10 protein-coding genes are annotated in these 14,083 nt (G+C 64.8%); 5 read left to right on the top strand and 5 right to left on the bottom strand.

Features of this window, described 5'->3' with window-relative positions; translation table 11 throughout:
* Positions 1 to 221: 221 nt before the first annotated feature.
* The 5 genes from AC0L30_RS41140 to ugpB all read right to left on the bottom strand — a co-directional run bounded on the left by AC0L30_RS41140 (position 222) and on the right by ugpB (position 6,879).
* Positions 222 to 1,121, bottom strand: coding sequence for an ABC transporter permease (locus AC0L30_RS41140; RefSeq protein WP_354127039.1), 900 nt, complete (start codon positions 1,119 to 1,121; stop codon positions 222 to 224).
* 9 nt (positions 1,122 to 1,130) lie between these two features.
* Complete coding sequence (locus AC0L30_RS41135) at positions 1,131 to 2,144, bottom strand: ABC transporter permease (RefSeq protein WP_007597968.1); 1,014 nt, start codon at positions 2,142 to 2,144, stop codon at positions 1,131 to 1,133.
* Positions 2,145 to 2,382: 238 nt separating this feature from the next.
* The gene (locus AC0L30_RS41130; RefSeq protein ID WP_473406651.1) at positions 2,383 to 4,005 is read right to left on the bottom strand and encodes an ABC transporter substrate-binding protein; all 1,623 of its coding nucleotides are present in this window, start codon (positions 4,003 to 4,005) and stop codon (positions 2,383 to 2,385) included.
* A 395-nt stretch (positions 4,006 to 4,400) separates the two neighbouring features.
* Positions 4,401 to 5,348 carry an aminoglycoside phosphotransferase family protein gene (locus tag AC0L30_RS41125; RefSeq protein WP_473406650.1) on the bottom strand — a complete coding sequence of 316 codons (948 nt, stop codon included), beginning with the start codon at positions 5,346 to 5,348 and terminating at the stop codon, positions 4,401 to 4,403.
* A 190-nt stretch (positions 5,349 to 5,538) separates the two neighbouring features.
* Positions 5,539 to 6,879, bottom strand: coding sequence for a sn-glycerol-3-phosphate ABC transporter substrate-binding protein UgpB (gene ugpB / locus AC0L30_RS41120; RefSeq protein ID WP_473406652.1), 1,341 nt, complete (start codon positions 6,877 to 6,879; stop codon positions 5,539 to 5,541).
* Positions 6,880 to 7,064: 185 nt separating this feature from the next.
* Here ugpB and AC0L30_RS41115 point away from each other — a divergent pair, with 185 nt between their 5' ends.
* From AC0L30_RS41115 to AC0L30_RS41095, 5 genes are all read left to right on the top strand, one after another.
* Entirely contained in the window at positions 7,065 to 8,060 is a 996-nt protein-coding gene (locus AC0L30_RS41115; RefSeq protein WP_473406649.1) for a TRAP transporter substrate-binding protein, read from the top strand.
* A 54-nt stretch (positions 8,061 to 8,114) separates the two neighbouring features.
* On the top strand, positions 8,115 to 10,145 hold the full coding sequence (locus AC0L30_RS41110; RefSeq protein ID WP_007597974.1) for a sensor histidine kinase: 2,031 nt from the start codon (positions 8,115 to 8,117) through the stop codon (positions 10,143 to 10,145).
* Positions 10,115 to 11,860, top strand: a complete 1,746-nt coding sequence (locus AC0L30_RS41105) for an ATP-binding response regulator (RefSeq protein WP_007597982.1) — start codon at positions 10,115 to 10,117, stop codon at positions 11,858 to 11,860. Before AC0L30_RS41110 ends, AC0L30_RS41105 begins: the two co-directional genes overlap by 31 nt.
* Positions 11,861 to 11,870: 10 nt before the next feature.
* Entirely contained in the window at positions 11,871 to 12,605 is a 735-nt protein-coding gene (locus AC0L30_RS41100) for a response regulator (protein WP_007597984.1), read from the top strand.
* A gap of 409 nt (positions 12,606 to 13,014) precedes the next feature.
* Positions 13,015 to 13,626 carry a sigma-70 family RNA polymerase sigma factor gene (locus tag AC0L30_RS41095; RefSeq protein ID WP_018456005.1) on the top strand — a complete coding sequence of 204 codons (612 nt, stop codon included), beginning with the start codon at positions 13,015 to 13,017 and terminating at the stop codon, positions 13,624 to 13,626.
* Positions 13,627 to 14,083 lie beyond the last annotated feature (457 nt).

Raw genomic sequence — 14,083 nt, 5'->3', positions numbered from 1 at the left:
CCCCCCCCCCCCCCCCCCCCCGCCGCCGCCGCCCCCCCCCCCCGCCCCCCCCCCCCCCCCCCCCCCCCCCCCCCCCCCCCCCCGCCCCCGCCCCCCGCCCCCCCCCCCCCCCCCCCCCCCCCCCCCCCCCCCCCCCCCCCCCCCGCGCGGGGCCCCCCCCCCCCCCCCCCCCCCCCCCCACAAGGGGGGAGGGAGCGATACAGCGGAATTCGTAATCACCATCACGTCCTCCGCTGGGGGTCGACGATGTCGCGCAGGCCGTCGCCGAGGAGGTTGAAGCAGAACACGGCGATCATCAGAGCGAGGCCCGGGAATAGCGCGATCCACCATTCGCCTGACACCATGAAGCCGGCACCTTCGGCGACCATGATGCCCCATTCCGCCGTCGGCGGACGGACGCCGAGGCCGATGAACGAGAGACCGGCGGCATTGAGGATGGCATAGCCCATGGTCAGCGACATCTGCACGATCATGATCGGCATGATGTTTGGCAGGATATGCACGAGGAGAATGCGGAATTCGCCGTTGCCGGACAAACGCGCGGCCTGCACGAAGCCGGCGTTGCGGCGGACATTGGCTTCGGCGCGCGCGACGCGGGCATAGAGCGGAAAGTTCACGATTGCCGTGGCCAGGATGATGTTCTGCACGGTATTGCCGAGGGCTGCGACGATGCCCATGGCGAGCACGAACAGCGGGAACGCCATGATGGTGTCGGCGATGCGACCGACGATGCGATCGGTCCAGCCGCCGAAATAGCCGGCCGCGATGCCGGCGAGCCCGCCCATCAGGAACACCAGGACGACGGAGGCGACCGCGATGAACGTATCGAGCCGCGTCGCCACCACGACGCGACTGAAGATATCGCGGCCCAACTGGTCGGTGCCGAACCAATGCGCGGCCGATGGCGGCTTCAGCGACGCCGCGGTGTCGGACGCCAGCGGGTCATACGGCACCACATAGGGACCGAAGATCGCGGCAAGGAGGATCACGATCAGCAGTGCGAAGGCAAAACCGGTGACCTTGTTCTCGCCGAGCACGTAGCGGGTCTGGTCGAGGAGCGCGACGAATCCCGAGGTCCGCGCGGGACCGACAGGTTCAACAGCAGGCGCAACGGTGCTCATTGTGTCCCCCTACCCTTCCAAGCGCACGCGCGGATCGATCACCCCATAAAGAATGTCGATCACGAGATTGAGCAGCACGTACATGACCGCCATGGTCAGTACGAAACCCTGCACCGGCGCGAAGTCCGACGAGATCAGCGCTTCGACCGCATAGGAGCCGATGCCGGGCCAGGCGAACACCTTCTCCACCAGCACGTTGGCGCCGAGCAGGAACGAGAACACCATGCTCAGCGTGGTGATGACGGGGAGCATCGCGTTGCGGAAGGCGTAGGTGACGATGACGGTCGCCGGCGACAGGCCGCTGGCGCGCGCGGTGCGCACGAACTCCGACGACAGCACCGCCAGCATCGAGGCGCGCGTCATGCGCGCGATCGGCGCCAGCGAGAAGATCGCAAGCGTCGTCGCCGGCAGGATGAGCTGGCTGCATGCGGAACGGAACGCCTCGAAGTCGCGCGCGATCAGGGTGTCGATCAGATAGAAGCCAGTCACCGTCGGCGGCGCGCTGTAGAACACATCGAGCCGGCCGAGCGGCGCGGGTGACCAGCCGAGCCGGAAATAGAAGACATAGACCAGCACGAGACCTGTGAAGAACACCGGCAACGAGACGCCGGCGGTCGTCGTCACACGACAGAGATGATCGACCCACGATCCCGGTCGCGTCGCCGCCAGCACGCCGAGCGGAATCGCAATCACGATCGAGACGATGAGGCCGAGCAGCGTCAGCTCGGCGGAGGCCGGCAGGCGGTTGCGGATCTCGGCCGCGACCGGCTGGCCCGTCGTGAGCGAGTTGCCGAAATCGCCATGGGCGAGATCGTTGGTGTAACGGAAGAACTGTTCAATCAGCGGCTTGTCGAGGCCGAGCTTCTTGCGGATCTGCTCGACGGCTTCCTTCGTCGCGGCGGGGCCTGCGAAATACGCGGCGGGATCACCCGGCAGCGCGCGGGTCAGCAGGAAGGTGACGATGACGACCCCGATCAACGAGGGAATCGCGAACATCAGGCGCTTGCCGATCATGGTCAGCATGGGGTGCTCCTCCTGGGCTGCGCTGGTGAGCACGCTCGCGCGGCTCGCTCCACTGCGTTCCCTCCCCCCTTGTGGGGGAGGGCTAGGGAGGGGGGTGGCTCCGTGAGAGGTCTGAGGTTGTGGCTACCCCTCTCCCCAACCTCGAGAGCGAGCTTCGCTCGCCTCGGACCCCACAAGGGGGGAGGGAGCCCGAAGAGCGTGCTCACCTCACTCTGAAGGACAGCGCCCGCCATCCCCCTCACCCCTTCGCCATCGCGCGGTAATCCAGCCTCCGGTGGAACCAGTATTGGTAGCCGCTGATGTTCTTCTGCATCGCGACGTTGACGAAGGGCTGGTACAGCGGGATGCGGGGGATGTCGCTGTAGGCGAGGTCGACGAAGCCCTTCACGTCGGTGTCGTAGGTCGCGGTGTCGCCGGTCGCAGCGGCTGCGCGTGCGCCATCGATCAGCTTGTCCATCTCCGCCGACTTGTAGCTCATGGTGTTGAAGACGGAATTATTGCCGTGATAGCACCAGTAAAAGAAGTATTCGGGGTAATCGAGCCAGCCCGAGAACACGTTGGTGAAGAGCGGCATCTCCTTCTTGTTCAATTCGGTGCGCCAGTTGGCGCCGGGCACCTTGTTGATGGTGGTCTTGATGCCAATCTGGGCCAGGCTCTCCTGCACCAGCACGCAGAGCGGTTCATTGACGCCCGCGAAGTTGAGGTCGAACGAGATCGTGGTCTCGAAGCCATTGGGATAACCGGCTTCAGCGAGCAGCGCCTTCGCCTTGTCCATGTCGGTGTTGTATTTGTGCGGCTGCGGCCAGGCGACTTCGGTCGGCTTGTCCTTGGCGGCGCCGAACATCGGGTTCGCCAGCCCGAACATCACCGCGTCCATGATCTTCTGATAGGGAATCGCGCAGGCGACCGCCTGACGTACTTTGGGATTGTCGAACGGCGGCTTGGTCACGTTCATGCCGATATACTGAATGCCGTTGGAGAACGGCAGCGACACCACGTTGAGCTTGCCGCTCGCCTTCATCTCCTGGAAGTCCTTGAACGGCAGCTCATAGGAAATGTCGGCGTCGCCGCGCTCCAGCAGCGCGCGGCGATTGCCGGCCTGCGGCACCATGCGCCAGATCACGCGCTTGATCTTCGGCAAGGGGCCGCCGACCCAATCGTCGTTGCGCTCCATCACCACTTCGGTGCCGGCGGTCCACTTCGTCACCTTGTAGGCGCCGGAGCCCGCGGTCTGCTGCTTGGTGAATTCGAGACCCCAGGGATCCTTCTCGCTGGCGTTCTTCTTCACCAGCTCGGAATTGATGATGCAGGGCACGATCACCGCGAGATCGGGGATCGTCAGCTTGTCCTTCTTCAGGAAGTCGACACGCACCGTGTAGTCGTCGATCACGACGAACTGCTCGGGTTTCGTGAGCGAGCCCGCGCTCATCTGGAAGGTGGGGAAGCCGCCGACGCTGACGGCGCGGTCGAGCGACCACTTCACGTCCTTGGCGGTGACAGGCGCGCCGTCGTGGAATTTGGCGTTCTTCTTCAGCTTGAAGGTGACCGACTTGTCGTCGATCTTGAAGTCCTCGGCGAGCTCGCCCTTGAACTTGTCGCGGTCGTAATAGGGCACGCCGCCGGGGCCGGTCTTCATCTCGTGGCTGAGCAGGCGGTCGTAGCAATTCCAGGACACCTCATAGCCGGGCACATTGGTGCCGACGCCGTGGATGTCGAGATTGTTGGGGCCCCCTTCCGAGACGATCAGCAGCGTCTCCGAGCGCGCATCGGCCATGGCCGACGAGATCACGGACGGCATGGCCGGAAGCGCCGCACCTGCGGCCAATCCGGAAACGGACTTGAGGAAATCGCGGCGCTTCATGAAATGGCTCCAACACAATGTTTTCTGGTTGGAACTGGATTCGCAAGGTTCGTGCCAAGGCTTAATGAGAGTTTAAACCGGCATAAGCCGCTGATATATCTACATGAAACAGCCATTGACCGGACCGTCGATCAAGGGCCAATCATTTGGGACGTTGCATACAAAGATGCGCATTTGCTCATAAAATAAGCTGAATTGAGCTTCGCTTGTTTGGCGGGCGGCTTATTGAACCGCCGTCGTCCTGGCGAAAGCCAGGACCCATTACCCCAGGGAGAAGTTGCGGCGCGAAGCTGGCAACCACGAGTCTTCGCAAAACCCCGCCCTGGGGTAAGGGGTCCTGGATCAGCGCTGCGCTTGTCCAGGACGACAGTGTTGATGAGGTCGGCAGCGGTGAATTACTCTGCCCAGATCAGCTCCTGCAGCTCGACCAGATCGTTCGCCTTGTCCTGCCAGCCCTCGATGCAGATGTGGCTGTTGAGGTCGCTGGCGCGATGCAGCAGCATCAGCGCCATCAGGCGGCGCTTGAGCGCGAAGTCGGGCTTGGCGTAGCCAAAGCCTTCGAGCAGGCTGCGCACCCTCCCCGGCCGGCCCGCGGCCATGAAGGCGCTGGGGCCGAGCAGATCGTAGTCGCGCCATCCCGCCAGCACGTCGCCGAAGTCGAACAGTCCGGCGAGCGACCATTGATCGTCATGACAGGCGAGCAGAAAATTCTCCGGAATATATTCGCCGATCAGGATCACCGGCGGCGCATCCGTCGGAATGAGCGCGGCCGCGTCACGCAGGAGATCGTCAAGGCCGGCGAGGAATTTCGGCGCAAGACCGAGACGCGTGTGGCGCGCCTCGCAGCCCTGCATCTGGGCGCGCATGAAGTCGTCCCAGCGCGGCTGGATCTGCGCGAGCGGACCGAGCGGCGCGCGCTGCACGGACGCGATGGTCTCGCCGATCTGGCGCAGCACGCGCTCCTTCTGCGCTTCCGGCAACGACGGCCAGACCTCCGAGCCGAGCGTGCCGGCAAGGCGCGTGATGACGAGATAAGGCCAGCCGTCGCGCTCGCGTTCGGCGACGATCTCGGGGATCGGCAGATGGAGGCGGCCGGCAAGCTGGGTCAGCGAGCCGTGCTCGGAGACGAACTGCGCGCGGAGCAGCGGCGGGAAGATTTTGAGGATCAAGCGATCGCCGAGCCCGACCACGAGATTGGTGCCGGTGGTAAACACGTGCGGCGCGCTGACATCGAGATCGTGGCTGCGGGCGATGTCGAGCGCGATCGGCAGCCACCGCGGAGGGTCGGCGCGAAAGGCGCGAAAGCTCTCGGCGTCGGCGAAGTGGGGGAGTAACATCGACATCGTAACCTAATGCATTTCAAGAGTAGTTTCCCCGCGGCCCATCCTTCGAGACGCCCGCTTTGGCGGGCTCCTCAGGATGAGGACGGAGTGCGCGACAACAATTTTGGCGGGCAGCGAAGCCGCTTAGCCTCATCCTGAGGAGACCGCGCCAGCGGGCGTCTCGAAGGACGAGGCGTGCGCTCAGCGCCCGCTACCGATCCGGGCTGGCGCGCTCGAACTGGCGCAGGATCTTGTTGCCGCGTTCGACCGCGGCATCGAGCGCGGCTTGCGCGCTCTTGCGGCCGGCAAAGGCCTGCTCCAGCTCGTCCTCGATCGCGCCGCGGATCAGCACGAAGGAGCCGAGCCGGATGCCCTTCGAATTCTCCGTCGGCGGATGCAGCGTGATCTCCTCGAACGAGATCGCCGAGCCGGGATTGCGCTCGTAAAACCCTTGCGCGCGCGTCAGCTCGAAGGCGGCGCGGGTCACAGGCAGATAACCCGTGTTCTGGTGCCATGCGGCCTGCACGCCGGGCTGCGACAGATAGGCGAAGAATCGTGCCACGCCCTTGTATTCCTCGCGCGGCCGGTCGCGCAGCACCCATAGGGTGGCGCCGCCGATGATCGAGTTCTGCGGCGCGCCCTTCACGTCGGGCCAATACGGCATCATGCCGTAGCCGATCTCGAACTTCGAGTTCGCCTTGATGTCGGCGCGCGTCGCCGAGGAGCCGATGAAGATGCCGCATTCGCCGTTCTGGAAGCGCGGCTCGGCCGACTGGCCGCGGCCGCTATAATCGAATACTTTGGTCTTCTGCCACTCGCTGAGCTCGGCGACATGACGCACCAGAGACGGATTGTTGATGGTCAACTCCGCATCGAGCGCGGCAAAGCCGTTGGTCCGCGTCGCCAGCGGCAGATTGTGAAACGCCGAAAAATTCTCGACATGGATCCAGGACGGCCAGGACGTGGTGAAGCCGCACGCCGCGCCGCGATCGCGCAGGCGTTTCGCAGCAGCACCGAGCTCCGGCCAGGTCTTCGGCGGCGTCTCCGGATCGAGGCCTGCGTCGCGGAACATGGTCTTGTTGTAATAGAGGATCGGCGTCGACGAATTGAACGGGAACGACAAGAGATTGCCGGCCGCATCGGTGTAGTAGCCGGAGACGGCGGGAAGGTAGTCATTCAGCGAGAACGGCTCGCTCATGTCCCGCATCAGGCTGAACACGGGATAAATCGCGCCCTTGGCCGCGGTCATGGTGGCCGTGGCGACCTCGTTGACCTGGACGATCGCGGGCTGGCTGCGCGAACGGAAGGCGAAGATCGCGGCCGTCACCGTCTCGGTGTAACTGCCCTTGTAAGAGGGCACGACGCGATAATCCGGCTGCGAGGCGTTGAAGTCGGAGGCGAGCTTCTCGAGCTGCCGGCCGAGCTCGCCGGACATGGCGTGCCACCACGCGATGTCGGTCGCGGCCCGCACCGGTGCGGCCAATGAGAGGACCGCAAAGGCGGCGACGACCTGCAAAAGGCGCGATGCTGAAGTCACGATGGCTCTTTCCATGCCGCACGACGAAAGCGGCTGTCCCTGCTTAAGGCGCGGCATTTGCGGTTTCAACCGGGAATGAGCCCCGGCCGCGCCGCACAATCACGCCGCTGCGCCGGGCGGGATGGCCTTCCCACGACCATCTGCTAGATTGCATTGAACCTTTTCCTCCCGCCATAGACTCCACCACTGAGGGGTTGAGTGTGCCAGTGTTGAACCGTGCCGAACGCTCGCGGACCGGGGTGGTTTTCGTCGCGCTTCTGATCGCCATCTGCGCGACGGGAGCCGCTGCGCGCGAATTACGCGCGGCCGACACCCAGACCGAGGATTATCCGACCGTGCAGGCGCTGCGCTACATGGGCGCCCTGATCGCCGAGCGCAGCGGCGGCCGGCACGAGGTCAAGGTGTTTCACTCCCGCCAACTCGGCGAGGAGAAGGAGACCATCGAGCAGACCCGGGTCGGTGCGATCGACCTCAACCGGACCAATGTGGCGCTGATCGGCAATTTCGTCCCGGCGATGAACGTGCTGGCGATGCCGTTCCTGTTCCGGTCCATCGAGCACATGCAGAAGGTGCTGGACGGGCCGATCGGCAGCGAGATCCTCGGCAGCTTCGAGCCATATGGCTTCGTTGGCCTCGCCTTCTATGATTCCGGCGCGCGGTCGATCTACAACGGCGCCCGGCCTGTGCGGAGCGTCGCGGACCTCAAGGGATTGCGGATCCGGGTGCAGCAGTCGGAGTTGATGAGCCAGATGATCCGCGCGCTCGGCGCGGAGCCGGTCGAGATGCCCTATGGGCAGGTGCTTGCCGGGCTTGCCAACCACCTGATCGACGGCGCCGAGAACAACTGGCCATCCTACGTGACGACGGACCATTACAAGCATGCCGGTTATCTCGCCCTCACCGAGCACACGATGAGCCCCGAAGTGCTGGTGATCTCGCTGAAGGCCTGGAAAAGCCTGTCGGCCGACGACCAGACCATCTTCAGGGAAGCCGCGCAGCGCTCCAGCCGGTTCATGCGCGAGAAATGGCGCGACCTCGAGGAGCAGTCGCAGCGCAAGGCGGAAGCAGCGGACGTCACCATCGTCAGGGATATCGACCGCAAGCCGTTCGAAGACGCGATGGTCGCGATCTACGCCAAGGCCGGGCAGGATCCGGCCGCGGCCGCGCTGATCGAACGCATTCGCAAGGTGGAGTGAGGCCACTTGCCCGGGCTTGGACACAGCGAGCACGCAGACAGGTCGCCGGGCCCGATGGGGCGGCTGCGCGCGCGGCTGGTCGGCATGCTCCGGGCCGTGCCGATCCGCTGGCGCATCCTGTCCATCGCGGCGCTGAACTCCGCCGTGGTCATCGTGCTGGTCGGGCTGATCTGGAACGGCTCGCAGGTGCTCGGCTCGGCCTGGGACGACGTGCGCCAGGTGCGCGAATCCGACCGGATCCTGGCGCTGCTCGAAAGCGAGACCGGGCGGCTGCACAATCTGATCCACCGCTACATCAACCAGCCGAGCCCCGATTTGTTCGCCGAGATCCTGCTGCTGCGCGAGGCGGTGCTGGGGACACTGAGCAACCGAGCCGCCAAGGACCCGATGCTGTCGGGCTCGGTCGAGGAGCTGGAGCGCACCACCGACCGCTTCCTCAACGGCTTCGGCGAGCTGCGCGGCGTGCAAGCCACCATCGCCAGGACCTATGAGGATCAGGTGCAGGGACCGGCCAGGGACATGGCCGGCCTTTACTCCATCATCGAAGGCGCCACCGGCCATCGCGACGCGCTGATCTGGCCTTCGCTGGGCAAGTCGCGCGAGGCCTTCACCGCGATGCTGGTCGCGGCCAATTCCTACTATCTGTCGCTGTCATCGGGTGCGGCCGACGACGCCCGCCGCAACACCGAGACGATCGAGAAGACCATCCCCGTGATGATCGATCTCGCCGACAACGACCTCCAGCGCATGGCGCTGCGACGACTCGCGGCCCGGACCGCCGCGCTGCGCGAAGGCTTTGCAAAGCTCTCCGAGCAGCTCACGAACCGTACCGAGCTGCTGCGCAACACCATCGACGCCAACCAGGCCGAGGCGATCGGCGCCATCGACGATCTCTCCACCAAGATGCGCCAGCGCGAGCAGAAGGCCCAGGAGACGTTCGACCGCACGCTAGCGGACATCTCCCGCCGTGTTCTCTCCATCGCCGTGATCTTCCTCGGCATCATCCTCACCGCCGGCGTGCTGATCGCGCTGTCGATCCGGCTGCCGCTGCAGCAGATCATGGCGGCGATGCGCGCGATCACGCTCGGCGACCTCGGCCGCGAGGTGCAGGGCACGCGCGCGCGCGACGAAGTCGGCGCCATGGCGCGCGCGGTGGAAGTGTTCCGCGAGAACGCGATCGCGAAGCGTCAGACCGAGGACGAGCTGCGCGCGTCCAAGGAGAAAGCCGAGAGTGCACTGCTCGAGCTCAACGCCGCGCAGCAGAATCTGATCGATGCCGAGAGGCTCGCAGCCCTCGGCGGCCTCGTCGCCGGCGTTGCGCACGAGGTCAACAATCCGATCGGCATCAGCCTCACCGTTGCGTCGAGTTTTGCCCGGCGCACCGAAATCTTCGAGGCCCAGCTCAAGGGTGAAGGCGGCCTGCGCCGCTCGCAGCTGGAAGAATTCGTGCAGTCCTCACGCGACGCCTCGCAGCAGCTCGTCGCCAATTTGCAGCGCGCCGGCGAACTGATCCAGTCTTTCAAGCAGGTCGCGGTCGACCGCTCCCATGCCGAGCGGCGGCAGTTCTCACTCAGCGAAGCCACCGACCAGATCATCGCGAGCCTGCGGCCGGTGCTGAAGCGGTCGCCGATCACGCTCCATGTCGACATGCCCGAGGGGCTGCTGCTCGATGGCTATCCCGGCTCCTACGGCCAGATCCTGACCAATTTGTTCCTCAATGCCGCCAACCACGCCTTTGCCGACGGCCGCGCCGGCACGATCACGATCTCGGCGCGGCCGCGCGGGGCCGACGACGTCGAGATCATCTTCACCGATGACGGGGCCGGCATGACCTCCGACGTGCAGCGCCAGGCCTTTGACCCATTCTTTACCACCAGGCGCAATGAAGGTGGCACGGGACTCGGCCTCCATATCGTCTATAACCTCGTCACCCAGCAGCTCGGCGGTCGCATGATGCTGGAATCCAAGCTGGGACAAGGCACTACATTTCGCATTATCATGCCCCGGGTCGCCAGGGGCGGCGGGCAAAGCACAGAGACTGACGGGACTTCTCAATGGCCGAACAGGACGATGTCCTCCACCTGATCGACGACACCGGTACCGCATCGGAGGATGTTGACGCCCGGAAATGGAAGATCGCCGTCATCGACGACGATCCGGCCGTGCATGACGGCACGCGCTTTGCGCTGTCCGACTACAATCTCAACGGCCAGGGCCTGGAGATCCTCTCCGCCCATTCCGCGGCCGAAGGTCGCAAGCTGATGGCCGCGCATAACGACATCGCTGCCGTGCTGCTCGACGTCATCATGGAGACTGATGTCGCCGGCCTCGAGCTGGTCGAGTACATCCGCAACGAGCTCAAGAACGAGACCGTGCGCATCATCCTGCGCACCGGACAGCCCGGCCAGGCGCCCGAGCGGCGCGTGATCGTGCAGTACGACATCAACGACTACAAGGCCAAGACCGAGCTCACCGCCGACAAGCTGTTCACATCGCTGACCGCGGCGCTGCGCTCCTACCAGCAGCTCGAGCGCATGCTGCAAACCCGGCGCGGGCTCGAGATCATCATCGACGCGGCTTCCACGCTGTACGACTTCAAGTCGATGCAACGGCTCGCCGAGGGCGTGCTGACCCAGCTCGCCTCGCTGCTCAACGTCGATTGCGCCGGCATCCTGGTCTTGCGCGACAATGGCGGCATCGACCCCGAGCTCTCGGTGCTCGCCGGCAGCGGCTGCTACAGCCGCTTCATCGGCACGACCTCGTCGAAGGCGCTCGACCCCGATCTGCGCGCAATGGTGGAAGCCGCTTTCCAGGGCCGCAAGAACGAATTCGCCGACCACCGCAGCGTGATCTATTTGCGCACCGGAAGCGGACGCGAGGTCGTGGTGCTGCTGCAGGCCGAGCGCGAGCTGTCCGAGACCGACCGCTCGCTGGTCGAGATCTTCTCCAGCCGGCTCTCGATCGCCTTCGACAACGTCATCCTCTACCAGCAGCTCCAGGCCGCCAACACCCAGCTGGAAGACCGCGTCGCCCAGCGCACCCGCGCGCTGATGCAGGCCAACCGCCGCCTCTCGGCGCAATGGCTGCGGCTGCAGCGCGCCAACGGCTTCAAGAACGAGATCCTCGGCACCGTTGCCCATGATCTGAAGAATCCGCTCGGCGTCATCCTGGGCCGCACCGAGATGCTGAAGGAGCTGATCTCGACCGGCGCGTCGTCAAGCGGCGTGGTGGCCCAGGTCGATCACATCCGCGATGCCACCAAGCGCCTGACCACGATGGTCGATCATCTGATCTCGGACGCGATGGCCGATGCCTTCGACATCACCATCCGCCGCGAGCCCGTCGACGTCGCGGCTCTGGTCAAGGAGGTCGCCGAGGCCAACCAGCCGCTCGCCGTCAACAAGCAGCAGGCGATCAGCGTCACCGCGCCCGTCAACATCGTCACCATGTGCGACACCGACCGCATCCGCGAGGCGATCGACAATTTGATCAGCAACGCCATCAAATACTCACCGATCGGCGGCAAGATCGGCGTCATCGTCAGCCATGAAGGCGGCGACACCATCGTCCGCGTCAGCGACGAGGGCGCAGGCCTGTCGCCGGAGGATCTCGGCCGCCTGTTCGGCCGGTTCCAGCGGCTGTCGGCAAAACCGACCGCCGGTGAGAGCTCGACCGGGCTTGGGTTGTCCATCGTCAAGCGTATTATCGACATGCACGGCGGCGAGGTGACCGCCGAGAGCGAGGGCCCCGGCAAGGGCTCGACCTTCACCATCACCCTCCCCGCGACCGAAATTCCGTGATCTCAGGACCATGACCCAAAGCCAGCACATCATGATCGTCGACGACGAGGCCCCGGCCCGGGAGATGGTCGGCGATTACCTCAAGATGCACGGCTTCACCGTGACGCTGTGCGACGGCGGCAAGTCCTTGCGTACGGCGATCGACGGCAGCATGCCCGACCTCGTCGTGCTCGACCTCAACATGCCGGAGGAAGACGGGCTCTCGATCATCCGCGACCTCAAGAGCCGCATCAACGTGCCGGTGATCATGCTGACGGCGACGGCGAGCCCGATCGACCGCGTCGTCGGCCTCGAGCTCGGCGCCGACGATTACGTGGCCAAGCCGTGCGAGCTGCGTGAGCTGATGGCGCGCATCCGCTCGGTGCTGCGCCGGAGCGCGCCGGCGAAAGCGGTGGCGGAAACGGCGGCTGCGAAATCGGACAAGGAGCAATTGGTGCGGTTCGGGACCAAGTGGCTCGATCTCGAAGCGCAGGCCTTGCGCGACGACGAGGGCAACGAGCACCCGCTGACAGCATCCGAGTTCGGGCTCTTGAAAGTGTTCGCGGCCAATCCGAAGCGCGTGCTGTCGCGCGAGCGCCTGCTGGAATTGGCCAACGCGCGCGACGCCGAAGCCTTCGACCGCGCCGTCGATCTGCGCATCATGCGCATCCGCCGCAAGATCGAGCCCGATCCGGCAAAACCCGCCGTGATCCGCACCATCCGCGGCGGCGGCTATCTGTTCTCGCCGGCGGGCGAGAAGGCGTAGCGGCCCCATTGTCGTCCTGGCGAAAGCCAGGAGCCATTACCCCGACGGCTAATTTGGCACACGGCTGGTGATCGCCAGTCGTCGCAAAACGTCTCCCTGGGGTAATGGGTCCTGGATCGGCGCTCGCTTTGCTCCCTTGTCCAGGACGACACGGGAGCGCGAACGCAAAAGCCCGAAATACGTTCCCGGCGCCTCCGCTTGTCGCCTCATCCCCACCCCGTATTTTCCGTACATTGAAATTCCACGCTTTTTTGCCCCGAATGTTTCGTCGCGACTAATCCGACGAAACAATTTGGCGGCGCACGAAACCATTTTCCCCTTTTCGTGCAGACGTCCCGAAACGTTGGCTCATTAACACTTTGGTCGAAGGAAACGCCGCTCGGTTGCGGCGCTACGGGGAGCCAAGTCAATGCCGAACGTGATCGCCATCAACGCCCAAGCCAGCCAGAGCATCATTGCCGCTCAGGCGACCTCGGACGACATGCTTCTCGAAAGCATTGCCGACGGCAACCGGACGTCCATGCACATCCTTTATTGCCGGCACAATGTGCGCGTCTACCGCTTCATCCTGCGGATCGTGCGCGACGCCACCACGGCGGAAGACCTCGTCAGCCAGGTGTTTCTGGACGTGTGGCGGACCGCCGGCCAATTCCAGGGCCGCTCGCAGGTTTCGACCTGGCTGCTCTCGATCGCCCGCTTCAAGGCGCTGACCGCGATGCGCCAGCGTCGCTTCGAGGACATCGACCAGGAAGACGTGCGCCAGATCGCCGATGGTTGCGACACGCCGGAGACCTCGCTCGACCGCAGCGACACCAGCGCGATCCTGCGCGCCTGCGTTCAGAAGCTGTCACCCGCGCATCGGGAAATCATCACTCTGGTCTACTATCATGAGAAGTCGGTGGAGGAGGTCGGACAGATCATCGGCATCCCGCAGAGCACGGTGAAGACCCGGATGTTCTACGCCCGCAAGCAACTCGCCGAATTGCTTAAGGGCTGTGGCGTCGAGCGCTTCGCCGCCTGAAGTTCAGATATTTCAATGGGATAGGACATCTGTTTTGGCCCTGTCCCGGACACGGAAGTGTTACCGCCGACGAAACAATTGAAACAAAGCACAACATCAGGCGGAAAAACTTCCCTCCTATAAAGCTCACATACGGTTTCGTTAAACCTCCCAAGACCTCCAACGACCCGGACGGGATGCCCCCCTCCGGGTCGTTTTGTGTTTGGGGATGGACGGCTGCGGCGGTGCGCTTGAGTGAGGCGGGCGGTCTCTCTCCTTCCCTCCCCCCTTGTGGGGGAGGGGCAGGGAGAGGGGCCCACACGGGGACTCTCTCGACTTGTACGCGCGGCATGATGCCAGACGGATAGACCATTTGCTGGGCTACCCCCCCCCCAAACCCACCCCCCCAAAGCGGGGGGGGCGCGCCCCCCCCCCCTGGCGGGCCCACCCGCCGCACCCCCCCCCCCGACACCCAAAA

This window comes from Bradyrhizobium sp. MI1.11 (assembly GCF_055811255.1).
This window is presented reverse-complemented; position numbering and strand designations above follow the sequence as displayed.